24 protein-coding genes are annotated in these 21,390 nt (G+C 39.3%); 15 read left to right on the top strand and 9 right to left on the bottom strand.

The features are described from left to right. Window positions 1-82: 82 nt before the first annotated feature. From VXK47_RS04955 to VXK47_RS04945, 3 genes are read left to right on the top strand one after another with little or no spacing between them, the layout of a single operon-like run. Window positions 83-1,060, top strand: coding sequence for a CoA transferase subunit A (locus tag VXK47_RS04955; RefSeq protein ID WP_435547666.1), 978 nt, complete (start codon window positions 83-85; stop codon window positions 1,058-1,060). An 8-nt stretch (window positions 1,061-1,068) separates the two neighbouring features. After that, window positions 1,069-1,842 carry a CoA-transferase subunit beta gene (locus VXK47_RS04950; RefSeq protein WP_435547665.1) on the top strand — a complete coding sequence of 258 codons (774 nt, stop codon included), beginning with the start codon at window positions 1,069-1,071 and terminating at the stop codon, window positions 1,840-1,842. 30 nt (window positions 1,843-1,872) lie between these two features. After that, window positions 1,873-2,316 carry a hypothetical protein gene (locus tag VXK47_RS04945; RefSeq protein ID WP_435547664.1) on the top strand — a complete coding sequence of 148 codons (444 nt, stop codon included), beginning with the start codon at window positions 1,873-1,875 and terminating at the stop codon, window positions 2,314-2,316. Between the two features lie 213 nt (window positions 2,317-2,529). Here the strand turns inward: VXK47_RS04945 and VXK47_RS04940 are convergent, their stop codons facing one another. The 7 genes from VXK47_RS04940 to VXK47_RS04910 all read right to left on the bottom strand — a co-directional run bounded on the left by VXK47_RS04940 (window position 2,530) and on the right by VXK47_RS04910 (window position 7,426). Continuing rightward, the gene (locus tag VXK47_RS04940; RefSeq protein WP_435547663.1) at window positions 2,530-3,072 is read right to left on the bottom strand and encodes a nitroreductase family protein; all 543 of its coding nucleotides are present in this window, start codon (window positions 3,070-3,072) and stop codon (window positions 2,530-2,532) included. A 43-nt stretch (window positions 3,073-3,115) separates the two neighbouring features. Next, the gene (locus tag VXK47_RS04935) at window positions 3,116-3,301 is read right to left on the bottom strand and encodes a hypothetical protein (RefSeq protein ID WP_435547662.1); all 186 of its coding nucleotides are present in this window, start codon (window positions 3,299-3,301) and stop codon (window positions 3,116-3,118) included. Next, window positions 3,294-3,623, bottom strand: a complete 330-nt coding sequence (locus VXK47_RS04930) for a hypothetical protein (RefSeq protein WP_435547661.1) — start codon at window positions 3,621-3,623, stop codon at window positions 3,294-3,296. The genes VXK47_RS04935 and VXK47_RS04930 overlap by 8 nt, the downstream gene beginning before the upstream one ends. Before the next feature lie 149 nt (window positions 3,624-3,772). Continuing rightward, the gene (locus VXK47_RS04925) at window positions 3,773-4,753 is read right to left on the bottom strand and encodes an MBL fold metallo-hydrolase (protein WP_435547660.1); all 981 of its coding nucleotides are present in this window, start codon (window positions 4,751-4,753) and stop codon (window positions 3,773-3,775) included. A gap of 49 nt (window positions 4,754-4,802) precedes the next feature. Beyond that, window positions 4,803-5,198, bottom strand: a complete 396-nt coding sequence (mscL, locus tag VXK47_RS04920) for a large-conductance mechanosensitive channel protein MscL (RefSeq protein WP_435547659.1) — start codon at window positions 5,196-5,198, stop codon at window positions 4,803-4,805. Window positions 5,199-5,336: 138 nt separating this feature from the next. After that, a complete protein-coding gene (gene focA, locus VXK47_RS04915) occupies window positions 5,337-6,206 on the bottom strand; it encodes a formate/nitrite transporter family protein (protein WP_435547658.1) in 870 nt (289 codons plus the stop codon). Window positions 6,207-6,331: 125 nt separating this feature from the next. Continuing rightward, window positions 6,332-7,426 (bottom strand): mechanosensitive ion channel family protein, encoded by a 1,095-nt coding sequence (locus VXK47_RS04910; protein ID WP_435547657.1) that lies wholly within the window; start codon window positions 7,424-7,426, stop codon window positions 6,332-6,334. Between the two features lie 162 nt (window positions 7,427-7,588). On the opposite strand from VXK47_RS04910, the gene VXK47_RS04905 reads away from it, so the two are divergent. The 8 genes from VXK47_RS04905 to glnA all read left to right on the top strand — a co-directional run bounded on the left by VXK47_RS04905 (window position 7,589) and on the right by glnA (window position 17,088). Continuing rightward, a complete protein-coding gene (locus tag VXK47_RS04905; protein WP_435547656.1) occupies window positions 7,589-7,798 on the top strand; it encodes a hypothetical protein in 210 nt (69 codons plus the stop codon). Between the two features lie 40 nt (window positions 7,799-7,838). Then, the gene (locus VXK47_RS04900) at window positions 7,839-8,774 is read left to right on the top strand and encodes an Hsp33 family molecular chaperone HslO (protein WP_435547655.1); all 936 of its coding nucleotides are present in this window, start codon (window positions 7,839-7,841) and stop codon (window positions 8,772-8,774) included. Between the two features lie 217 nt (window positions 8,775-8,991). Beyond that, window positions 8,992-9,681, top strand: a complete 690-nt coding sequence (locus VXK47_RS04895) for an OmpA family protein (protein WP_435547654.1) — start codon at window positions 8,992-8,994, stop codon at window positions 9,679-9,681. A gap of 190 nt (window positions 9,682-9,871) precedes the next feature. Beyond that, on the top strand, window positions 9,872-11,071 hold the full coding sequence (locus VXK47_RS04890; RefSeq protein ID WP_435547653.1) for a phospholipase A: 1,200 nt from the start codon (window positions 9,872-9,874) through the stop codon (window positions 11,069-11,071). Window positions 11,072-11,309: 238 nt separating this feature from the next. After that, the gene (glnD, locus tag VXK47_RS04885) at window positions 11,310-13,967 is read left to right on the top strand and encodes a [protein-PII] uridylyltransferase (RefSeq protein ID WP_435547652.1); all 2,658 of its coding nucleotides are present in this window, start codon (window positions 11,310-11,312) and stop codon (window positions 13,965-13,967) included. A 16-nt stretch (window positions 13,968-13,983) separates the two neighbouring features. After that, entirely contained in the window at window positions 13,984-15,201 is a 1,218-nt protein-coding gene (locus VXK47_RS04880; protein WP_435547651.1) for an ammonium transporter, read from the top strand. Window positions 15,202-15,230: 29 nt separating this feature from the next. Then, entirely contained in the window at window positions 15,231-15,569 is a 339-nt protein-coding gene (locus VXK47_RS04875; protein WP_435547650.1) for a P-II family nitrogen regulator, read from the top strand. Between the two features lie 106 nt (window positions 15,570-15,675). Beyond that, entirely contained in the window at window positions 15,676-17,088 is a 1,413-nt protein-coding gene (gene glnA / locus VXK47_RS04870) for a type I glutamate--ammonia ligase (RefSeq protein WP_435547649.1), read from the top strand. A 136-nt stretch (window positions 17,089-17,224) separates the two neighbouring features. On the opposite strand, the gene VXK47_RS04865 is transcribed toward glnA, so the two are convergent. Both VXK47_RS04865 and VXK47_RS04860 read right to left on the bottom strand, forming a co-directional pair. Then, entirely contained in the window at window positions 17,225-17,584 is a 360-nt protein-coding gene (locus VXK47_RS04865; RefSeq protein WP_435547648.1) for a sulfite exporter TauE/SafE family protein, read from the bottom strand. 162 nt (window positions 17,585-17,746) lie between these two features. Further along, entirely contained in the window at window positions 17,747-18,196 is a 450-nt protein-coding gene (locus VXK47_RS04860) for an NUDIX hydrolase (RefSeq protein ID WP_435547647.1), read from the bottom strand. Window positions 18,197-18,402: 206 nt separating this feature from the next. Here VXK47_RS04860 and VXK47_RS04855 point away from each other — a divergent pair, with 206 nt between their 5' ends. The 4 genes from VXK47_RS04855 to VXK47_RS04840 all read left to right on the top strand — a co-directional run bounded on the left by VXK47_RS04855 (window position 18,403) and on the right by VXK47_RS04840 (window position 21,228). After that, window positions 18,403-18,918 (top strand): cob(I)yrinic acid a,c-diamide adenosyltransferase, encoded by a 516-nt coding sequence (locus VXK47_RS04855; RefSeq protein WP_435547646.1) that lies wholly within the window; start codon window positions 18,403-18,405, stop codon window positions 18,916-18,918. Between the two features lie 60 nt (window positions 18,919-18,978). Further along, a complete protein-coding gene (locus VXK47_RS04850) occupies window positions 18,979-19,566 on the top strand; it encodes a methylated-DNA--[protein]-cysteine S-methyltransferase (protein ID WP_435547645.1) in 588 nt (195 codons plus the stop codon). 109 nt (window positions 19,567-19,675) lie between these two features. Then, entirely contained in the window at window positions 19,676-20,437 is a 762-nt protein-coding gene (locus VXK47_RS04845) for a SagB/ThcOx family dehydrogenase (RefSeq protein WP_435547644.1), read from the top strand. Between the two features lie 236 nt (window positions 20,438-20,673). Beyond that, on the top strand, window positions 20,674-21,228 hold the full coding sequence (locus tag VXK47_RS04840) for a YbhB/YbcL family Raf kinase inhibitor-like protein (protein ID WP_435547643.1): 555 nt from the start codon (window positions 20,674-20,676) through the stop codon (window positions 21,226-21,228). The last annotated feature ends 162 nt before the right edge of the window (window positions 21,229-21,390 follow it).

Genomic DNA, 21,390 nt, shown 5'->3' with positions numbered 1-21,390 from the left:
AATGGTTTTCTTATTGTAAATAAGTCATTCCGGTTTATAAAAAGATAACTACAGTTAAAAAAAATAAATAAAATTTATTGATATGAACACAAGTAAAAACAAAGTAGTAAACATTAAAGATGCGGTAAGGGATTTTGTTACAAGCGGTTGCCATATATCGATAGGAGGGTTTACGATCAACCGGAACCCTATGGCGGCGGTTTATGAGATTATAAGACAGAAAATTGATAACCTGCATCTTTATGCGCATTCAAACGGACAGGGAGTTGATGAGCTTATCGGTGCAGGATGTGTATCCGGACTCGAAATTGCTTATGCCGGTAGCGGGCGTTTTGCCCCAACTTGTATCCGGTTTAAAAAAGCAGCCCAATCAGGCGCTGTTGCTGTAGAAGATTATTCAAATTATCAGATGACGCTGCGTTTTCTGGCGGGAGCCATGGGTGTTCCTTTTTTGCCTTCGCTATCTTCACTGGGAACCGACATCATTGAAAAATGGGGATTTTGCGAAAAGATGCGGGCAGCAGATGCAAGACTTCCGGACAAGAAGGTTGTTGTAATGGATAACCCTTTTGGCTCATGGGGGGATGTTCCCAGAGTTGTTCTGGTGCCTGCCATTAACTGTGATGTAACAATACTACATGTTCAGAAAGCAGACAGGGAAGGCACGGTAAGAATGGAAGGTTTAACTTTTTCAGATGTTGAACAGGCTAAATCTGCAAAGCATGTAATCGTGACCTGTGAAGAACTGGTGGAAACAGAAATTCTTAAAGCAGATCCGGATCAAAATCAGATCCCGTCTTTTTGTGTAGATGCGGTGGTCCACATTCCTTATGGCGCATATCCTACAGCCTGTTATCGGTATTATGATTATGATCCCGATTATCTGAACAGATACCGCAAATATGCTGAAGATGATGAGCTTTACAGCGCTTATCTTAAAGAGTATATTTATTTGATAAAAGATCAGCAAGAGCTTCTCGGCAAAACAGGAAAGGATCAAATTGATAAAATAAGAGCTGATAAGCAAAAAGGTTATGCTGTTGGTTTGGACAGGAGGTAGTAAAATAGATGCCGGCATCATATTATAATTCAAAAGAGCTGATGGCTATCGCAGCTGCACGTGAAATAAAAAACGGCGATATTGTGTTTTGCGGCACTGGAATTTCGCTTGTTGCTGCGATGGCTGCAAAAAAAATTTCAGCGCCTGACAGTGTTATTTTTTTTGAAACTGGCGCAATAGATTCCAAACTGGAAGAAGTTCCTCTTGCCGTAGGAGATTCACGGGTAATGTTCGGCACATCCGTAAACGGGAATTTAGCCGATGCCTTTGCCACAATGCAAAACAGGATAACAGGGCCTCATGTTGTCGGTATTATGGGGGCAGCGCAGATAGATAAATACGGAAATCTTAATTCAACAGCCTTAGGAGAATATATTAAGCCAAAAGTCCGTTTTGCGGGAAGTGGAGGGGCATGCGATGTGGCTTCTTTTGTCGGCAGAGTTATCATTTTCATGCAGCATGAAAAACGAAAATTTGTTCCAAAACTAGATTATATTACCAGTCCGGGTTGGCTGACTGGACCGGATGGCCGTAAAAATGCAGGACTTCCGGATGGCGGACCTTTTAGCGTTATCACCAATATGGCTACTATGGGTTTTGATGAAACAAGTAAAGAAATGTATCTTAGCGGTTATTTTCCCGGGATAAGTCCAAAGGAAATTCTGAACAATATGGGTTTTAGTATTGATGTATCACGGGCAAGAGAAGTAAATCCGCCAACAAAATTTGAGCTTGAAGTTTTACGGGAAAAATGCGATCCCCAGCGGCTTATTATTGGATAAAAATTTATAAAGATAAGGAGGGAAAACAAGGTGAACATAAAAAATAAATTGAATTATATTTTTTGCATAGTTATCCTTTTGATTTCGGTTTCTTCATATGCCGGAGAAGCAGCCCAGCGTAAGCATTACAAGTATGCAGAATTTGTTGTGGTTAACAGGTTTTATGATGAAAGCGGAGGAATGGCGGGATTATCTACAACCGCATACTTTAATGACGGCTCGGATAAATCAATTACATCCTATAGCAAAGAGAGCATAATCGCTCAAAAAGATGCAAAATTCGAAGCTTTTAAAGATTTTATCGAAAAATATACCAACAAAAAAATAACCACATCAAAAGTATCTGAAATTAATATATTAAACATTTTAAGCTCCAATGGATGGGAAGTTATTCATTATGACAACAAGACTCTTACTTTTGTGGAAGGAAGCGGGTCAAAAGCCAGATATTTACTCAGAAAAGAGGTAAACTAAACCATTTTATAGTAATAAAACATTGATTCTTTCGGGGTCGGGCAGGCAAGTCAGTTGAAAGTCCGAAAACCCCAATTCCGCAATTTTTGTGAAAAAGGGAATCCGGATATTCCAATCAGCTAAATGCTCTCCGGATTCCCGCCTGCGAGAAAACAATGACTCTTTACAAGACTTTCAATACCGTCATTTTTGTCAAAACCTGACATCCTTGCCTTAAAAACTGTTATAATGCACAAAATCCTTAATTTCTCTTCTCTTTGTAGCCGAACCTGATTTTGCAGGATACCCGATAGGAATAAGGGCCACGAGTTCATAGCCGTTTGGCACGTTTATAACATCTTTAGCCTTGTCATGATCTAAAAGTCCTACTACAACCGTACCTAAACCGAAATCATGCGCTGCAAGGCAAAGGGTTTGTGTGAAAATGCCAAGATCAAACATGAACCAGTCCGAAAATTTTGTTGGAGCCACATTATTGTAGACTCCCGATGAATTCAGTTTACCGCAAACCGCAAGAAGAACAGGCGCCTGGGTAATAGAATTTTCAGCAGGATTTTTGGGTAAGATTGTTTTTCTCATATTTTCTTTTATAGTCTTATCCCTTATTACAACCAGTTCCCAACACTGGGTATTTGCCCAGGAAGGAGACCATCTTGCAGCTTCAAATACTGAGTTTAATATTTCATCGGAAACATCTTTTCCCTCAAATGTTCTTATACTTCTTCTTGCTTTTATAACTTCCATGATATCCGACATAAGTATATCCTCCAGGAAAAATTAATAATTTATATATATGTGACTAATGTTTATGCGCAGCATCTTCTTTGTAGCAATTGCAATTTTTTTCACCACATTCGGTACAAACATAAGTTATAGCTTTTTTTTTTGCTTCAGTTTCCTGTTCTCCTGTTTTTTGTGAACCCGGGTTTCTGACAATTATAAAAATCACAAAAGCTGTAATAAGCAATATAATGATTTTAAGCATCTTCTCTCCTCTTCTTAAATGGAATAATGTTACACTTTTTCTTCTTACTATTTAAGTTTGCTACCTTTAATCCTGAACACCGGCAATTTATCCATTTTCCTCCGCACTTAGGACAAATCTCAAGACTGCACCCCACATGATGAAAGCCTCCATTTAACACATTGCACTCAGGACATCTTTTCGAGAATTGTTTTCCTGTAAAAACTGTGTCTTTTTTCTCAAAAGGCAACGGGGTATAATCCATGCCATTTATCCGGATTATACTTTTTATACAGGATGAAGCTCCTTCTGCTTCTTTACCGCATAAATCGCAGATAGCCAATTTTAATATCCTTTCCTCATAGATAAGTGCATATCACTTATTCAATATGATGCAAAATCATTTTTGAGAAAATACATTTTTGTTTGTGAAAAGATAAAAAATCCGGGTGCAATACGAGGTTGTAAGATCAAAAAAAATATGAAAATATATTATAAGTGTTGTTTCAATGAATATATGGTCTCCTTTTCACGTCTTTCTTTTATTACCTTATCTCCTTCAAGGTATTTCAGATGAGCAATCGCCTCGCCTGTAGCAATCCATTTTTGTGCACCGGGAAATGAATCCCAGCTCTCAAAGCTTATGTCCCAATCCATCTGTGAGGCTATTTCGAAAGCGTTTTTATCACCATTTTTCAGGATGGAAATAACATTATCAAGTCTTTTTTGATGATGCGCCTTTAATTCAAGAATTCTTTCTTTGCAGTTTGTTATTATGGACCTGTGTCCGGGAAGCGCTAAATCTATGTTAAGACGATAAATCTTATCAAGATTTGTCAGATAATCCTTTAAAGGATTCTGCTCATCAGACCATAATTGTATAGCAGCAGTAATTTCATTAAGAATATGGTCTCCTGCTATCAGTAATTTTTTGTCAGGTTCATAAAGGCACATATGCCCTTTTGTATGGCCGGGTGTCTGGATACACGTAAAGTTATAATCAGATATGCTGATATGATCGCCATCATTTACAATATAAAAATTTGCCAGCCCTTTTGATGCGAATTTATAAGAACTGAATCCGGGATGAACAAAAAGAGCCTGAAGTTCTTTTTCCGGAAAACCGTTTTGGCATGCAAAGTCAGTATATTCGTCCAGAAAAAAGCCTGATCTGAGCATATCGGCTTCTATTTGGTTAAAATATATTCTGGAGGTGTCCGGAGCAATTTTTAAAGCAAGACCCATATGGTCAGGATGCATATGAGTAATAAAAAAATCGGTTTTTTTGATGTCTATTCCAAGTTCTTCCAGTCCGGTCTGCATTGCATTCATACACTCGTTTTGAGCAAAACCGGTATCAATAATCATGTTTCGATCACCGGTCTTTATTATACAGGAGTTTAGGACTCCAAGCGGATTTTTTGGAAGCGGGATTTTAATCCTGTATAGATTGGGTAAAATTTCTTCAATCATAATTAACTCCGGTCAGGTGCAGGATCTATCCTGCTTTTAGAAAGTATTACTATTTTTTCTTAAGTATATCTCTGATCTCTGATAATAAAGTTTCTTCCTTTGAAGGAGTGGGAGGAGCTGCCGGTGCAGCTTCTTCTTTTTTCTTCAACCTGTTCATTGCTTTTACAAGCATAAAAATTGCAAAAGCTATTATAACAAAATCGACTACAGTCTGAATAAATTTTCCATAATTCAATGTAACTGCCGCCGCATCGCCGGCAGCTGCTTTAAGAGTAACAGACAGATCTGTGAAATTTACGTTTCCAAGTAAAAGGCCGATCGGAGGCATAATTATATCTGCTACAACCGATGAAATAATTTTCCCGAAAGCTCCGCCGATAATTATACCGACAGCCATATCAACCACATTACCCTTCATTGCAAATGTCTTGAATTCATTCATCATGCCCATGAGTCCTCCTTGTTTATTAATATTTCTGTATTTGTTATTGTTCAAACCGGATAGCAGCTTTTCACCTCCTTCCCCCTGGATATATTTGATGGTTCAATTATAATAAAGTCCCAAATAATCAGCTTAAATCTTTCAGAAAATAGGAACCCTTGGTTTTCGTATATATACAAACCAGTATGTAAGACCGACCAATACAGATCCGCCGATGATATTTCCTATTGTTACAGGAAGCAGATTTGCAATAAAGAAATTTGTCCATGTCAGGGTGACGTAATCGCCGGCGGTTTTACCGATATTTTCCCAAAATAGAGGCTGTGCAAAAGATTTTATAAAAATACCTATGGGAATAAAGTACATGTTCGCTACACTGTGTTCAAAACCACAAGCAACAAAAGCAGTTATCGGAAATATTATGGATAATATTTTATCGGTTGTGCTTTTTGCACTGAAACACAGCCATACCGCAAGGCATACCAAGGCGTTACACATGATTCCAAGAAAGATAGCTTCCATAAAACCGATATTGCATTTTGCTGCTGCTATATTTAAAGCATTAAGGCCGATTACACTTTTGCCGAACATAAATTGACGGGTGAAAAACATAATGATTGCAGTCAAAAAAGAACCGATAAAATTTCCTGTATAGACTATAATCCAGTTTCTAAGTAATTGCCTTAAAGTTATTTTGCCGCTTGCCAATGCCATAATTATAAGGTTATTACCTGTAAATAATTCCGCTCCTCCTACAACAACAAGTATAAGGCCCAGGCAAAAAACAAGACCGCCGAGCAGTTTTGATATTCCAAAAGGAATAGTTAAAGCGGCCCCTGATGTTACTGTTGTGCTGAATATTGCTCCCAAGGCGATAAATGCGCCTGCCATGATTGAAAGAAGAAGCAAATTGCGCCACCCGATTGTGGCTTTTTTGACACCAAGCTGTTCAGCTTTTTTAGCCATCTCGGCAGGCAGCATCATTTCTATGCGGTAGTTTGTATCATCCATATCAGTTCCAAGTTATATATTTTATAGCAATTGTCATAAATTTGTTCCGATTGGGTATGGGTACCCATACCCAATTTACAACCAGGCAATAGGAATTTTGTTATGACAAATTCCATATATGGCAATCAGGCATTGTGAAAGTTTTTTTCACTTTTTATGTAGATATCTCTCTTTGGATATGGGATCTCTATGCCTTCGAGCTGAAAGATATCTTTTACTCTGTCTGTTATACTTGAAATGGTATCTATTCTGCGCCTCGGTTCATTGATCCATACCCTTGCCTGAAGGTTGACAGCCGAATCCCCGAAGCTGTGTACAACTATTTTAGGCTCAGGCTCTTTCATTACCCAGTCAAGCTCGAGCGCTGCCTTCACAATGAGTTCTTTTGCCTTATTTATATCCGCATCATAGGCTATACCAATGGGAATTCTGACCCGTATTTCTTTTGTGATTGTAGTATAATTGATAATATCCCGTTTCATAATTTCATTATTCGGAATTATGATCACAATGTTATCAGTAGTTCTGATCTTGGTTGCCCTGAGTCCTATATCTATAACATCTCCCCATGTAGCGCTGTTTTGTGGTGCAGTCCAGACTTCGATACGGTCTCCAACCTCAAAAGGCCTGTCAATAATCAAAAGAATTCCGGCAATCAGGTTTGAAAGAGTATCTTTAGCTGCAAAACCAATTGCTATACCGGCTATACCGGCTCCGGCAACAAAGGGCATTATATTCAGCCCCAGCACATCAAGAGCTAAAATGATTCCTGCGGCATAAATAAGCACGTTGGAAAATTTTTCCATAAGCTCAAAAATAACATCATCTACTTTTGTAAGCGTTTTTGTGGCAATTCTGTCTTTTAGGTAGGGAATCAGGGAACTTACAAATTTATTGACAATCATGGTTATAAGCATAACCATAAAGGCATATGCCGCCTTTTCCAAAAGCGGTGAATTAAAAAGCCGGGTCAATCCAATAACTGCAAGAATCAGAACAGCATAGTGTCCGCCCCGCTTTATAAGGAGAAAGAACGCATCATTTTTTTCAAAAAAAGGAGATATGTAGTGTCTTTTTTTCAACACGCTCATAACAGCATTTAAAATCCACCATGCCGCACAGGCTGTGATTATAATTACTGCAACACTGATAACCGAATCTGCTAATGTCTTCTGATCTGAAAATATGCGAGAGAATATTAGTGCTAAAAAATTTTTCATAAAATAAGCTCATTATAATTTATATTTGTACAGGTTACCTTTACTGCCATACTTTATACATAGCAATTTTAAGAAATTTGAACAAGACCTTATTCCATTTTCAGCCCTATATAAGTAATGCTTGAACAACGCCACTTTATCGGAGAAAATGTTTTTGTTTATATGAAAAACAATTTTGCTGACTTACCGGTAACGGATATGATAATAGATCATGGAATAGATGGATTCTACGCATACGGAAAAAACCTCGAACTGCTCCCTGAACAAAAGGCAATAAATGCAGGCGGTTTTTCGGAAACAGACCGGGATAAAAAGGCTAAGAAATTGGGAGCAGGACAGTATAAAAAAAACTATATACTTTTGAGAGTATAGGTTTAGCTTTGAGAAATGAGCTGGATTCTGAAAGGCATCAATGATTAAAAAACAATTAAATGAATCTGTTAAAGATAGCTTGAAAGAAAAAACAAAGGACAGGATACACAGATTTTTTCTGGCAGATAAAGCTATACGCGGTGCATTTATCTATGGCACCCGAATGATAAAGGAAATGCGGGCAAATTTTGATCTGGGGATATTGGAAACGCTTGTTCTGGGACATGCATATCTTGGCTGTGCTCTGTTGTCTTCCAATCTGAAGGGAAATGACAGAATCGGCCTTAAAATCGACTGTTCAGGTCCGGTTAAAGGAATTTCTGTTGAAGCCAATGCGTATGGAGAAATAAGAGGATTTATAAAACAGCCGCAAATTTCCATTGATAAACCCCTTGAGGACTTTAATCCATCGCCTTTTTTTGGTGCAGGTTTGCTGACCGTAACAAAATACCTTGAAGATGCAAAGCAGCCTTATTCCGGCCAGATAGCGCTTCTTTACGGTTCCATTGCAAAAGATCTGGCGAATTATTTTTATTCTTCCGAACAAATACCGACTGTTTTTAATTTAAGCATCAAATTTAACGCAAAAGGGGAAGTAAGCGGCGCCGGAGGGCTTTTCCTTCAGTTAATGCCTGATGCAGCAGAGGAATTGGCTAAGAAACTTGAGATTATAATAGATGGTCTCCCATCAATCGGAAACCTTATCGAAGAGGGTAAATCGGCGGATTATATTATTTGTGAATCATTTAAGGAATTAGCCCCCCAAATATTAAATGACTCCAGAGTAGAGTTTTTCTGCAGGTGCAATGAAAAGCAGATGTTGCATTATATTTCCATGCTCCCTTATAAAGATAAAGAAGAAATTCTTGAAAACGGTCCTTTTCCGCTTCAGATAAGATGCCACAACTGTAATTCACTGTATGAATTTTCCAAAAAGCAAATCAGCAGCATCTTTAAGCTGCAGAGCAACAGCTGAAAATGTTTTACTTTTTGCGAATGTATTACAGTTGTTGATTTATTTATTAAGCCGTTCTGCCTGTAACCTGATTATAAATTAAACTTGATATTGAATTCCTTGCTTGATACCATGAAGTCAATGATGTAAAAGTTCAGGTTGCATCATTAGATAATATTGGACGGATATAATAACTGATAACCATTTGTGCGTATTAGATTAAGAAAGGAAGGTTGATATGAAAAAGCTGGTTATTTGGGCAAGTATTGTTGCCTTTACATTTATTGGTTGTGCAACTAAAACACAAACAGGCACTCTTGCCGGTACCGGAGTCGGCGCTGCGGTTGGGGCCGGTCTTGGGCAGGCGATAGGAGGCAATACTACCGGAACTCTTGTTGGAGCCGCTATCGGAGCAGCTGCCGGAGGCCTTGCAGGAGGTGCTATAGGTAATTATATGGACAGGCAGGAGGCGGCCATGCGCCAGGCCCTGGCCGATTCGGAGGCTGCAAGCATTAATCGCGAACAACAGGTGTTGGCGCAGGCAACCGCGGACAGCTCAAAAAAAGTCCGTGATGTGCTGACGGTAACCTTTAAGTCTGATTTTCTTTACGCTGTAAATTCATCGACACTTTTTCCGGGTGCTTATGATGAGCTGGATCGGGTGGCAAAAGTAATAAATCAATATCCGGATACGCGTATCCAGGTTGGTGGTCATACTGACAGCACAGGCAGCGCGGAATACAACCAGAAGCTTTCCGAACAGCGCGCCCAAGCAGTCAAGAACGCACTGGTCAGCAGAGGGGTAAATGCATCGAGAATATCTGCCATCGGCTATGGTGAAAATAAGTCTATAGCAAGTAATGAAACCGAAGCAGGCCGGCAACAGAACAGGCGTGTGGAGATCCGCATCATACCAAATCAGGAATAGATACAGCCTGAACCAGAGACAATATAAGTATTTTTTACTTCCAAAAACAGTAGTGCTCTTGCCGCAAACTGCAACTCATAAAGCGGCAAGAGCCAGCCGGTTTTAAATCCATCCCATACTTTCTTTGCCAAAGACAGATGAAATACAGCTTTTTGATAAGTGGAATCTGTTGGGATTAAGGAGTAGCAGCATGTTTAAAATATTGGTTGCAGCCTTTTTTGTTTTTTTAAACTCAGCAGCATTTGCAGCTGAATTTGAAACAATTATTGTACCTCCTTCCGATCCGGTTATTGCTGGTGATACCATAACTGTTGAAGTATATTTTATGAACCTTTCAAATCATGGCATTACCCTCCAAACCTCTGAATTGATTGAATCCAGATTAATTAAGGAAAATACGATTTCAGAACTCCAGTTAACTCCAAAACCTTTTGATTCTTTACATGAAATCGTTATCCCTGCAAACGGCTTTCTGAAAAAAGCATACACATGTGATGTTCCTGAATCTCTTGAAGGCAGTGTGGGCATAGAACTTGTCAAGTTTGCATCAAAAAGAGCATTGTTTAACATTCTTAAAAAAGGTGATAATAATACTACACAGTGTGTGATCGAAAAAGTAAAAGGTAACGACGCCGCTGAGGAGATTCAGACTCTTTTTCAATCGGAATTCCCATATTTTCCAACTCACGAACCCACCTATTTTGGTGTTGGCACTGATCCTGAAAAAAGTAAGTTTCAATTAAGTTTTAAGTACAATCTTGTTAATTTGACAAGAAACAACTCCTTGCTAAACGGATTCCATTTCGGTTATACGCAAACATCGTTGTGGGATCTTAAATCCGATTCCAAGCCTTTTGAAGATACAAGCTACAAACCTGAAATTTTTTATCTTACAAAAAACCTTAACCCTGGCATTCCATTAATGTCACATTTATGCTTTATGGGCGGTTTCCAGCATGAATCAAACGGTAAAGGCGGCACAGATTCCCGAAGTACCAATTTTTTATATATAAAACCCATTTTAGCCTTTAAGCTAGGCAATGATTATCATTTGAAAGTGGGACCAAAGGCCTGGATATATACAGGCAATGATGATCAAACCAATCCGTATATTGAAAATTACAGGGGTTATTTTGATCTTGAGCTTAAATTAGGTAAGCGGGACGGTCTTGTTTTGGGTTCAAACCTGCGTTATGGCAATAAAGGCGGCAGCATACAGGTGGATGCAACATATCCGATGTACAAGTGTCTTTTTCTGGATGTAAAAAAGACCTGGCTTAACCCGAACTTATACTTTCTTGTTCAGTACTATGATGGCTATGCAGAAAGCCTTATCCGTTATAACGAAAAGAGCCATGCGCTTCGGTTAGGAATTTCCATTGTCAGATAGAGCCAATTCATAATCGGCATCCTGCCGCCCATATCTGCGTTCCAGCGTTTTATAATACTCGATTTAAACCTCTTTTTCGGCTACAATAATGTAATATAATATTACATTATTGTTTAATCAAACATCTTACACAAATACATATAACAGCATAACCACTTAATATATCAGTTGTTTTTAATATTTATCAATTTGGCACAACTGTTGCTTTTAAGAGCGTATTAACAAGGAAAAATAATTTATGGCTATTGGCGCTGAAAAAAACCTGCATAACATAAAGTGCGAAAATGCAGCAGAAACGTTGCGGCGGGAAAGGCAAAAGCTTTATGAGGATTCTCTTAAAGAATATACGCCGGTGTTTCTTGAAAAGCATTCAAGACTTATGGATGATTATTTTATTGAAAGTTTTGAAAAAAGTAAAATAGGCCCGGTCATGGCGATCGGCAGGAATCCTTTTGCAATAATTGCGCTTGGCGGCTATGGCCGTGAAGAACAGTGCCTTTTTTCAGATGTTGATCTCCTTTTCCTTTTTGAGGACAGAGTTCCTGAACATACGGAAAAGCTTATAAAAGAGGTTGTATATCCTTTATGGGATATTGGCCTTGAGGTTGGCTATGCAACACGTTCCCTGAAAGAATGCATAAATATGGGCGCAAGTGATAATCAAATACTTACTTCACTTTTGGATGCCCGCTTTATATGTGGAATGTCATTTCTGTATTCAAGGCTGATGGAACAGGTTCACAAAAAAATTCTTAATAAAGGATCTGAGAAAATCATCAGAGGGCTTGTTGAAAGCAATTCGTTACGCCATCAGCGTTATGGGGATTCGGCTTATATGCTCGAACCCAATATCAAGGAAGGCCAGGGGGGGCTTAGAGATTATCATACTATTTTATGGATTGCGCGTATTCTCTCGGATATCAAAAAACCAAGAGATCTTGAATACTATGGTTATCTGTCTCACAATGACTTCAATGATCTTTCCGAATGCCTTTCTTTTATATGGCATGTAAGAAACAGGCTGCACTATCTTGCAGGAAGAAAATGCGACCAGCTTTATTTTGAATACCAGCCAAAGCTGGCCAATGAGCTAAAGTTCAAGCTGGAAAATGGCCATAAGCCTGTTGAAAGATTTTTAGGAGAACTTCATGGCAGGATGGAATTTTTAAAGCAACAGCTTATGATGTTTCTCTATGAGTTTGGTTATGACAGAAAGCAGCCGCGCAGAAGAAAATTTTTTAAACATACAAAAATTGATGGACTTGAAGTTACAAAAAGAGGCTCGCTTAATTTTATTTCTTCCGAAAAGATTCTTACTGACCCGGAATTACTTATAAAAATATTTGAAGAAAGTGTAAATCTTAGGATTCCATTGAGCGCTGAAGCCAAAAGACTGATAAAAGAATTCGGATACCTGATAGATGACACTTTCATATCTTCGGATTCTGCTATCCGGTCATTTGAGAAAATACTTGTTGCACCTCCTGCATCATTTAATGTTCTTACTGAAATGTTAAATACAGGATTTCTTGAGTGTTTCATTCCCGAGATAAAAGGGATAGTAAACAGAATTCAGTTTGATGAATATCATATTTATCCGGTAGACCGGCATTCCTTACGTACTGTTCGTACTATTAAAAATTTTGGCACCGGAGACGATATAACCGGAGACTGGTTGTGCGGCAATTTGTATCAGGAATTGAAAAACAAAAAAATACTATTATGGGCTGCCCTTCTGCATGATATAGGCAAAGGGGAATCCGGTGGGGGGCATTCCAAACGCGGAGCAAAAATTGCAAAAAATATCCTTTCCGGGATGGGATTTAAACGGGAAAAAGTTGAAACAGTTTCTTTTCTTATCAGAGAGCATCTTACGCTCATAAAAACAGCTACAAGACGTGATATTAATGATGAGGAAACTACTGTCTTTTGCGCCGGAATAGTGAAGGAAATTGAATTATTAAAAATGCTTTATCTTCTTACTGTTGCCGATTCCATCGCGACCGGACACAAAGCGTGGAATAACTGGACTTTTTCTTTATTAAGAGAACTCTTCCTGAAAACACTGAACATTATGGAAAAAGGGGAACTGGCATCAAGTGAAGCTTTTGAAGTTATAGAAAATAAAAAGAAAAAATTATTAAGTGCTGTTTGTTCCAAAGAGTCTGAGCAAGATGTTGAAATCCATATCAAAACTCATATTGAAACTTTGTCGCCAAGATACCTTCTTTCAACACCGGACCATGAGCTTCTGGAACATTACAGGCTCTACAGAAGTCTTGGTACATCTGAATTTGTCTGGAAAATAGAAACCCATGTGGAATCAGACACAAGAATTATTACTATCTGCGCCAAAGACCGGCCCGGTCTGTTTTCCAAGATGGCGGGGGTTTATACTCTAAATGGTCTTGACATATTAGATGCCAGGATCAACACATGGAAAAATGGTATCGCACTTGATATCTTTACACTTAAACCGCCGGCCGATCAGATATTTGAAGAAAATAAATGGGCAAAAACCAAGGAAAATCTTGAATCTGCGCTTTCCGGCCACTTGGATCTCACAATTGCAATTAATGAAAAACTATCAGAACAACTGGATCATAAACCACCTCTGACAAGCAGGATGCATAAAATTAATATTGATAACAACAGTTCAAGTTTTTTTACAATTATTGAGGTTTTCTCATATGATTTTCCTGGGCTTTTATACAAGATTACAAATGCTTTGTTTTCATGCAGGCTGGATATAAAACTTGCAAAAATTGCAACAAAAGTGGACCAGGTTGTTGATGTTTTTTATGTGATGGATTTTGATGGACAAAAGGTTGATTCAAAGGAGCGGGTTTCATTAATTGAGACTGCTATTTCAGAGGTACTTACAGCAAAAGCTTAACGGAGGTTTTTTTATTATGATAAATTCAGGTGATACTGCATTTATGCTTGTTTCAACAATGCTTGTTATGTTTATGACTCCCGGATTGGGCCTGTTTTACGGAGGACTGGTACGGTCAAAAAATGTTCTTTCCATAATACTGCAAAGTTTTATAAGTTTAGGCATTGTTTCTATAATATGGATTTTTTATGGTTATTCCCTTGCTTTCGGGCCTGATATTCACGGGTTTATCGGCAATTTTGACTGGGCTTGCCTAAATGGAGTCGGGCTTACTCCCGGAAGATACTCCGATAGCATACCGCATCTTTTATTCTGTGCCTTTCAGTTGATGTTTGCAATTATAACACCTGCTCTGATAACAGGAGCGTATGCAGAAAGAATGAAATTTTCGGCGTTTATTATTTTTACAGTGCTTTGGACAACTTTTGTTTACCTTCCTGTCTGTCACTGGGTATGGGGCGGCGGATGGCTTGGGAAACTCGGGGCGCTTGATTTTGCCGGAGGAACGGTAATTCATATAAACTCAGGCGCAGCAGCTCTGGTTGTTGCATTTATGATCGGAAAGCGTAAAGGTTGGGGAAAAGATGCCATAATGCCTCATAATCTTACAATGACGCTTCTCGGAGCCGGGATTCTCTGGTTTGGATGGTTTGGATTTAACGCAGGCAGTTCGCTTTCTGCCGGAGGGCTTGCCACCATGGCGCTGCTTACAACACAGCTTTCAGCAGGAACGGGAGCAGTATCATGGATAGCGGCGGAATGGATATATCATGGGAAACCGACTACTCTTGGAGTAGCTTCCGGGGCACTTGCAGGACTTGTTGCAATAACTCCGGCAGCCGGTTTTGTGGGGCCGGTTTCTGCAATATTAATAGGTCTTATAGCAGGCATTATATGCTGTTTTGCGATGTCGCTTAAAACTAAATTCGGATATGACGATGCCCTTGATGTAGTGGCAGTTCACGGAATAGGAGGTATATGGGGAGCCCTTGCAACAGGCCTTTTTGCATCAAAGGCGATTAATCCTGCAGGTTTTGACGGTCTTTTTTATGGAAACCCGAAGCAGCTTTTGATACAGGCAATTGGCGTTATAGCGGCGATTGCATATTCAACGATAGTAACCATTTTTATTGTTAAGATAATAGATTATATTGTTGGACTCAGGATAACGGAAGAAGAGGAAATACAGGGTCTGGATGTGAGTTTGCATAATGAAGTTGGATATACAATGTAAAAACAAAAGAATATGGAGGGTGTGTAAATATGAAAAAAATTGAAGCCATCATAAAACCTTTTAAGCTGGATGACGTTAAAGAAGCTCTTAATGAAATCGGGATTCATGGTATGACTGTCACTGAAGTTAAGGGATACGGCAGGCAAAAGGGTCATAAGGAGATTTACCGCGGGGCGGAATATGTCGTTGACTTTATTCCCAAGATAAAAATTGAAATTGTCGTTGAAGCCACAATGGCAAATAATGTGGTTGATACAATCATCAAGGCTGCAAACACCGGAAAATTAGGAGACGGGAAGATTTTTGTGATTCCGATTGAAGGAGCCGTCAGGGTTCGAACAGGGGAAAAGGGAAAGGATGCTATATAAGTTAACATAATTATATATCAGCATTTAATTAATAATGGGTTGATTTGTTATTATACTGATTAACCCGGGCTAACAAAATAATAAAAAATATTTAAGGAGATTATTTATGACCCCAACAGAAGTATTAAGTTTTGCTAAAGAAAAAGGAGCCAAGGTTGTTGATTTGCGATTTGTCGATTTTCCAAGTCACTGGCAGCATTTTACAGTTCCCCTGAGTGAACTCAGCGAATCAAGCTTTGAAGACGGATTTGGATTTGATGCTTCAAGCATAAGAGGATGGCAACCGATAAATGCAAGCGATATGCTGGTTATTCCTGATCCTGCAACAGCTAAAATGGATCCATTTTATGAAGTTCCCACTCTTGTTATGATAGGCAATATAGTAGACCCCATAACAAGGGAAGCTTATTCGCGTGATCCAAGATATATTGCTAAAAAAGCGGAAGCTTTTCTTAAAATGACAGGCATCGGCGATACTGCTTTTTTTGGCCCCGAAGCTGAATTTTTTATCTTTGATGACATCCGTTTTGATTCTCAGAAAAACAGTGCTTTTTATATAATTGATTCCGAAGAGGCGGTATGGAACACAGGCAGAGATGAATGCCCGAATTTAGGATACAAACCAAGGCATAAAGAAGGATATTTCCCCGTTCCCCCCACAGATAAATTTCAGGATCTTCGCACGGAAATGCTTCTCACCCTTGAAGAACTTGGAATAGATATGGAATGCCAGCATCATGAAGTTGCCACAGCAGGACAGTCTGAGATAGATATGCGCTTTAAGCCACTAACTTTAATGGGAGATCAGTTGATGTGGTTTAAATATGTACTGAAAAACGTGGCCTATAAAAATGGTCACACAGTTACATTTATGCCAAAACCGCTTTTTGAAGATAACGGCTCCGGAATGCATGTGCATGTAAGTATATGGAAAGATGGAAATACGCTTTTTGCAGGAGATAAATATGCCGGAGTATCCCAGGAGGCACTTTATGCCATAGGCGGAATTTTGAAACACTGCAAGGCTCTTTGTGCATTTACCAATCCTACAACAAATTCATATAAAAGACTTGTCCCAGGATTTGAAGCACCGGTGAATCTGGCATATTCAAGCAGGAACCGTAGCGCTGCCGTCCGTATTCCCATGTACTCCGCATCTCCCAAAGCAAAAAGAATTGAATTCAGAACTCCTGATCCATCATGTAACGGATACCTTGCTTTTTCTGCAATTCTTATGGCTGTTATTGACGGAATAGAAAATAAGATTGATCCGGGAGATCCGCTCGATAAGAATATATACGATCTTCCACCGGAAGAACTTGTACATATTCCGACAGCTCCTGGGTCTCTTGACGAAGCATTAAATGCATTAAAGGAAGATAAGGAATTTTTGTTAAAAGGCGGCGTTTTTACTCAGGATGTAATAGACAACTGGATTGAATATAAAACAAAGAACGAAATTAATCCGGTAAGGCTTCGCCCGCATCCGCATGAATTTATGCTTTATTATGATATATGATGGACCCGCAAAAAGCAATTTTATGCTGCAATAGATTTATATGAGCACCACTATAACCCTCTCCCATAAAAGGAGAGGGTATTCTTATGCTTTCCCTCCGACCTGAGAATAAAAGAACTGCTGATCATAACGCCGGTCATTTCTGAAAAAAGAGATAAGCGGCCAGTAAGACCAGTATGGCTGCAAAGAGTTTTTTAAAATTTGCAGTGGAGATATGATCGATAAGACGGGCTCCGATCTGGGCTCCGATAAAACCTCCCATTCCCAGCATTATGCCTGTTTTATAGTCCACATGCGCCAGTTTGCCGTGGGCAAGCAATGCTGAAACCGAAATTATAAGAATGCCAAGAAAAGATGTACCAACCGCCTTCTGGGCGGAAAAACCCATAAATATCAACAGAGGGACCATTAAGAACCCACCGCCCAAACCCGAAAAAGAGGCGCCTATGCCTACAATTATTCCAAAAAATATTGTCAGTATTAAATGAAAGTCCATAAGAATGGATCCTTTTTTAAAGTCGGTGATCGGAATATTATTATGAGAAATGCTATAATAATAACCTGAGGTCAAACAGATGAGAAAGTGCTGCAAACGCCAGTGAATGCCTAAACCGGCCCTGTGCAATCTTCTGCCCGATCTCTTCAAGAGTCATAGTGCTTATACAGCCAGATGCTCACCATTGCCAAGCTCCTGCGGTAATGTCCTTATCACATTTCTTGCTACCCAATGATAACATCGGTTATTCAGAAATGCCGGATTGGGTTCTACATATCCAAGATACTCCCATTCTTCGCTCGTGTATCCCGTTTCTTCTCTTAACTCCCGGATAGCTGCTTCTTTTGATGTTTCTCCATTTTCAACAATTCCTGCAGGAATCTCTGCTGTTGTCTCACGGGTTCCGAAGCGATGCTGATATACAACCACCAGTTTCTCATCATGAGTCAGCGCTACCACATTTACCCAATCCTGAGATTCGAGAACTGTGGCTTTTACCGTATGAGCATTCCGTGGGTTTCTTACCCAATCAAACCGAACCCGAAACAATTTCAGATCAGGTCCTGTATACGTTAGAATGCATTCCCAGTTCTTTTCTTCGCTTCCGCTCATAAACACTCTCCGGAATGATCAAATGACGAAAATAGTTACATGCAACAATATCTGTGGTATATTAAATAAAACAAACATTAAAACAGCAAAGCATATGGAAAAAGCCCAAATTTATTATATGACATGAAAGTACCGGAAAGCAAAGTCGATTTTATATAATTTGCTATTTACCGGTTTTAATTCAATGAATAAACTGAGGTGTTGATATGAAAGGATATCTCCAGGTTTATACGGGAGACGGTAAAGGAAAAACTTCAGCTGCGTTAGGTTTGGCGCTTCGCGCAGCCGGTGCCGGTTTGAAGATATATATCGCTCAATTTGTAAAAGGAATGGAGTATAGCGAATTAAATTCTCTTAAAATTCTTTCGGATAATATTGTTTTAAAACAATATGGCCGGGACTGTTTTATAAAAAAAGCGCCTGAGGAAGAAGATATAAGGCTTGCCCGGGAAGGGCTGAAAGAAGTTTGTGATATAATGACAAGTGGCTTATATAACATGATTATACTCGATGAGGCCAACATCGCTACCTATTTTAAACTTTTTTCAGTTGATGATCTTATAAATTTTATACATGAAAAACCGGCTGATGTTGAACTTGTAATCACAGACAGAAGAGCCGATCCTCGCATTATAGCTGAGGCAGACCTGATAACGGAGATGGTTGAAGTCAAGCATTACTATCAGCATGGAGTGCAGGCAAGAAAAGGCATTGAGAGCTAGGATAAATTTTTTAGTTAAAATACCATATATTAAATCAATGTAAAGAAAGGAGGTGTCCTTATGAAGCTGGCAGCATACAGTATTTTCAATACAGCTATTGGTCCATGTGGAATTTCCTGGATTGAAGATGATGATCCCTTAAGTCTTCCTGCGGTTACTTTCCTTCAGCTTCCTGAACTGACAAAGAAGATGACGGAATCAAAACTGGTGGAAAAATCCGGTGCACGTAAATCAAATTTTCCTGCTCCGGCAATTACCGAAATCATAAAAAAAGTGTGCAGACATCTTGATGGTGAATTGCAGGATTTTCGGAATGTTCCCGTTGAACTTCCCGGAGTCAGTCAGTTTGCGCTCAAGGTTTATAAAGCCGTTAGAAAAGTTCCTGCCGGTAAAACAATAACATACGGTGATCTTGCAAAAATTTTAAAATGCCCCGCTGCTGCACGGGCTGTAGGGCAGGCGCTTGGGAAAAACCCGGTTATACTTATTATTCCATGCCACCGGGTTCTGGCGGCACGCGGAAAACTGGGAGGATTTTCAGCTCACGGCGGCCTTGAGACGAAATCAAAACTGCTTTCAATAGAAGGAGCATCTTTTAAACCTCATGCACCCCCCAGATGCGGGTGGCGATGTACCCTTGACAGTTGAAGTGTGAAAATACCCTCATCAGAGTTGGAATCGGATATTAGTATGCAGGTCAATGGTATAAAATTGCTTCTTTCTATATAATCAACTCTAATTTTACGGATAAATTCATATGAATTCAATTGAACAGTACAGATACTTTTTAAAAGATACCATACGAAAAACTATCAACTTCAGCAACACGGATCAAAGTCAGGGCATTCCTGCACCACCAGTTGAAAAACCGTTTAAACCGGATTCAATCCGAATACCTTTGAAAGCGCCTGATCAATTATCGGAAAAGATAAAAAAGAAAGATCTTGTATCTGCAATATCTTCCAGAAAAAGCAGACGAAATTTTTCATCCGAAGAATTAAGTATTGAAGAACTATCTTTTCTGCTTTGGGCAACACAGGGAATCAGAAAATCAGGAGGCTCAAATCCTGCATTTCGAACTGTTCCTTCGGCAGGTGCGCGTCACAGTTTCGAAACATATCTTTTTATAATGCGCATTAATGGCGTTAAGAAAGGACTTTATCGTTTTCTGCCTGTTGAAAATGAGCTTATCCTTCTTGCTGAAATGGAATTTATGGAAGAACAGCTGGTACACGCCTGCTTCGGTCAGAATTATGTGGCAAGAGGGGCAGTCACATTTGTATGGACAACAATTCCGTATCGCATGGAATGGAGATACTCCTTAGCAGCGCACAGGGTTATTTTATTAGACGCCGGTCATGTATGCCAGAATCTTTACCTTGCCTGCGAAGCTATAAACGCCGGAATATGCGCCATAGGAGCATACGATCAGGATGAATTGGACAGTCTTTTAAATATTGACGGAACGGATGAATTTGCCATATATCTTGCACCTGTGGGAAAGGTTGCCGCCGGATAAAGCCGATGGCTCGGGTGGCCAAGGATTCGATGATCCAAGCGGGCAAGGCAGAGATTGCCCATAAGTTGCTAAGCTCTTAAGCTTATAAGAAAAACATAATCTTGTTTTTCTTTCAACTACACCTTGTCCTCTTGGTTCATAGAATCCCCGAACCCTTTTGATTAATAACTGACTGCACCGGTCAAAATGCAATACTAAAATATATTAAACAAAACACGTTAAAAAGGATGGAAAAAATGATTAAAAAAATATTTCTGGTTTCTTTGTTTTTCATTACAATCAGCGGCATTTCTTTCGCAGAGGAATTCTTATTAAGCAGCCCTGCGCTGGAGCCTGGCAAGAATCTTGGGATAGAACAGGTATATTTTGGTTTTGGCTGCACCGGGAAAAATATTTCACCGGCTTTAAACTGGAAAGGCGCTCCTGCTGATACAAAAAGTTTTGCAATTACAGTATATGATCCGGATGCTCCTACCGGAAGCGGCTGGTGGCACTGGATAATTTTTAATATACCTGCAGCAGTTAATGATATTAAAGAAAACGCAGGTAACCCTTCATTAAAACTGGCTCCTAAGCACAGCATTCAAAGCATTACCGACTATGGCAAACCGGGCTATGGCGGTGCCTGTCCTCCCGAGGGCGATAAACCCCACAGATATATTTTCACTTTATATGCATTAGACATGGAAAAGCTGCCGCTTGATGCAAATGCTTCAGGTGCAATGGTAGGATTTTATTTAAATCAGCATGCGCTGGCAAAAGCAACGCTTACTGCTTTATATTCAAGGTAGTAAATAAAAAAGGTTCAGGGATGAGTTATAGTCAAGAGTTGTGTATGGAATAATTAGGCGGCGATCCATTTTTTTTCAATTCCATTCACAAATTTGACTCCTTTAATTACTTCAGCCAATCGTTCAGGGCAGTGGAGACGTAACCATCTTTTCTCAGCGCAC

The sequence above is a fragment of the Desulfobacterium sp. N47 genome, from assembly GCF_051233685.1.
Classification (GTDB): Bacteria; Desulfobacterota; Desulfobacteria; order Desulfobacterales; family RPRI01; genus RPRI01.
Note: the sequence above shows the minus strand (reverse complement) of the source record. Positions and strands in the feature narration are given on the sequence as shown.

Excerpts from the sequence above, each read along its gene's own strand:
- VXK47_RS04905 (WP_435547656.1), top strand. The coding sequence starts at position 7,589 with ATGAAAAACAATTTTGCTGACTTACCGGTAACGGATATGATAATAGAT.
- glnD (WP_435547652.1), top strand. The coding sequence starts at position 11,310 with ATGGCTATTGGCGCTGAAAAAAACCTGCATAACATAAAGTGCGAAAAT.
- VXK47_RS04880 (WP_435547651.1), top strand. The coding sequence starts at position 13,984 with ATGATAAATTCAGGTGATACTGCATTTATGCTTGTTTCAACAATGCTT.
- VXK47_RS04845 (WP_435547644.1), top strand. The coding sequence starts at position 19,676 with ATGAATTCAATTGAACAGTACAGATACTTTTTAAAAGATACCATACGA.
- VXK47_RS04850 (WP_435547645.1), top strand. The coding sequence starts at position 18,979 with ATGAAGCTGGCAGCATACAGTATTTTCAATACAGCTATTGGTCCATGT.
- VXK47_RS04840 (WP_435547643.1), top strand. The coding sequence starts at position 20,674 with ATGATTAAAAAAATATTTCTGGTTTCTTTGTTTTTCATTACAATCAGC.
- VXK47_RS04890 (WP_435547653.1), top strand. The coding sequence starts at position 9,872 with ATGTTTAAAATATTGGTTGCAGCCTTTTTTGTTTTTTTAAACTCAGCA.
- VXK47_RS04895 (WP_435547654.1), top strand. The coding sequence starts at position 8,992 with ATGAAAAAGCTGGTTATTTGGGCAAGTATTGTTGCCTTTACATTTATT.
- VXK47_RS04860 (WP_435547647.1), bottom strand. The coding sequence starts at position 18,196 with ATGAGCGGAAGCGAAGAAAAGAACTGGGAATGCATTCTAACGTATACA.
- VXK47_RS04855 (WP_435547646.1), top strand. The coding sequence starts at position 18,403 with ATGAAAGGATATCTCCAGGTTTATACGGGAGACGGTAAAGGAAAAACT.
- VXK47_RS04950 (WP_435547665.1), top strand. The coding sequence starts at position 1,069 with ATGCCGGCATCATATTATAATTCAAAAGAGCTGATGGCTATCGCAGCT.
- VXK47_RS04910 (WP_435547657.1), bottom strand. The coding sequence starts at position 7,426 with ATGAAAAATTTTTTAGCACTAATATTCTCTCGCATATTTTCAGATCAG.
- focA (WP_435547658.1), bottom strand. The coding sequence starts at position 6,206 with ATGGATGATACAAACTACCGCATAGAAATGATGCTGCCTGCCGAGATG.
- VXK47_RS04865 (WP_435547648.1), bottom strand. The coding sequence starts at position 17,584 with ATGGACTTTCATTTAATACTGACAATATTTTTTGGAATAATTGTAGGC.
- glnA (WP_435547649.1), top strand. The coding sequence starts at position 15,676 with ATGACCCCAACAGAAGTATTAAGTTTTGCTAAAGAAAAAGGAGCCAAG.
- VXK47_RS04875 (WP_435547650.1), top strand. The coding sequence starts at position 15,231 with ATGAAAAAAATTGAAGCCATCATAAAACCTTTTAAGCTGGATGACGTT.
- VXK47_RS04900 (WP_435547655.1), top strand. The coding sequence starts at position 7,839 with ATGATTAAAAAACAATTAAATGAATCTGTTAAAGATAGCTTGAAAGAA.
- VXK47_RS04955 (WP_435547666.1), top strand. The coding sequence starts at position 83 with ATGAACACAAGTAAAAACAAAGTAGTAAACATTAAAGATGCGGTAAGG.
- VXK47_RS04935 (WP_435547662.1), bottom strand. The coding sequence starts at position 3,301 with ATGCTTAAAATCATTATATTGCTTATTACAGCTTTTGTGATTTTTATA.
- VXK47_RS04940 (WP_435547663.1), bottom strand. The coding sequence starts at position 3,072 with ATGTCGGATATCATGGAAGTTATAAAAGCAAGAAGAAGTATAAGAACA.
- VXK47_RS04925 (WP_435547660.1), bottom strand. The coding sequence starts at position 4,753 with ATGATTGAAGAAATTTTACCCAATCTATACAGGATTAAAATCCCGCTT.
- mscL (WP_435547659.1), bottom strand. The coding sequence starts at position 5,198 with ATGATGAATGAATTCAAGACATTTGCAATGAAGGGTAATGTGGTTGAT.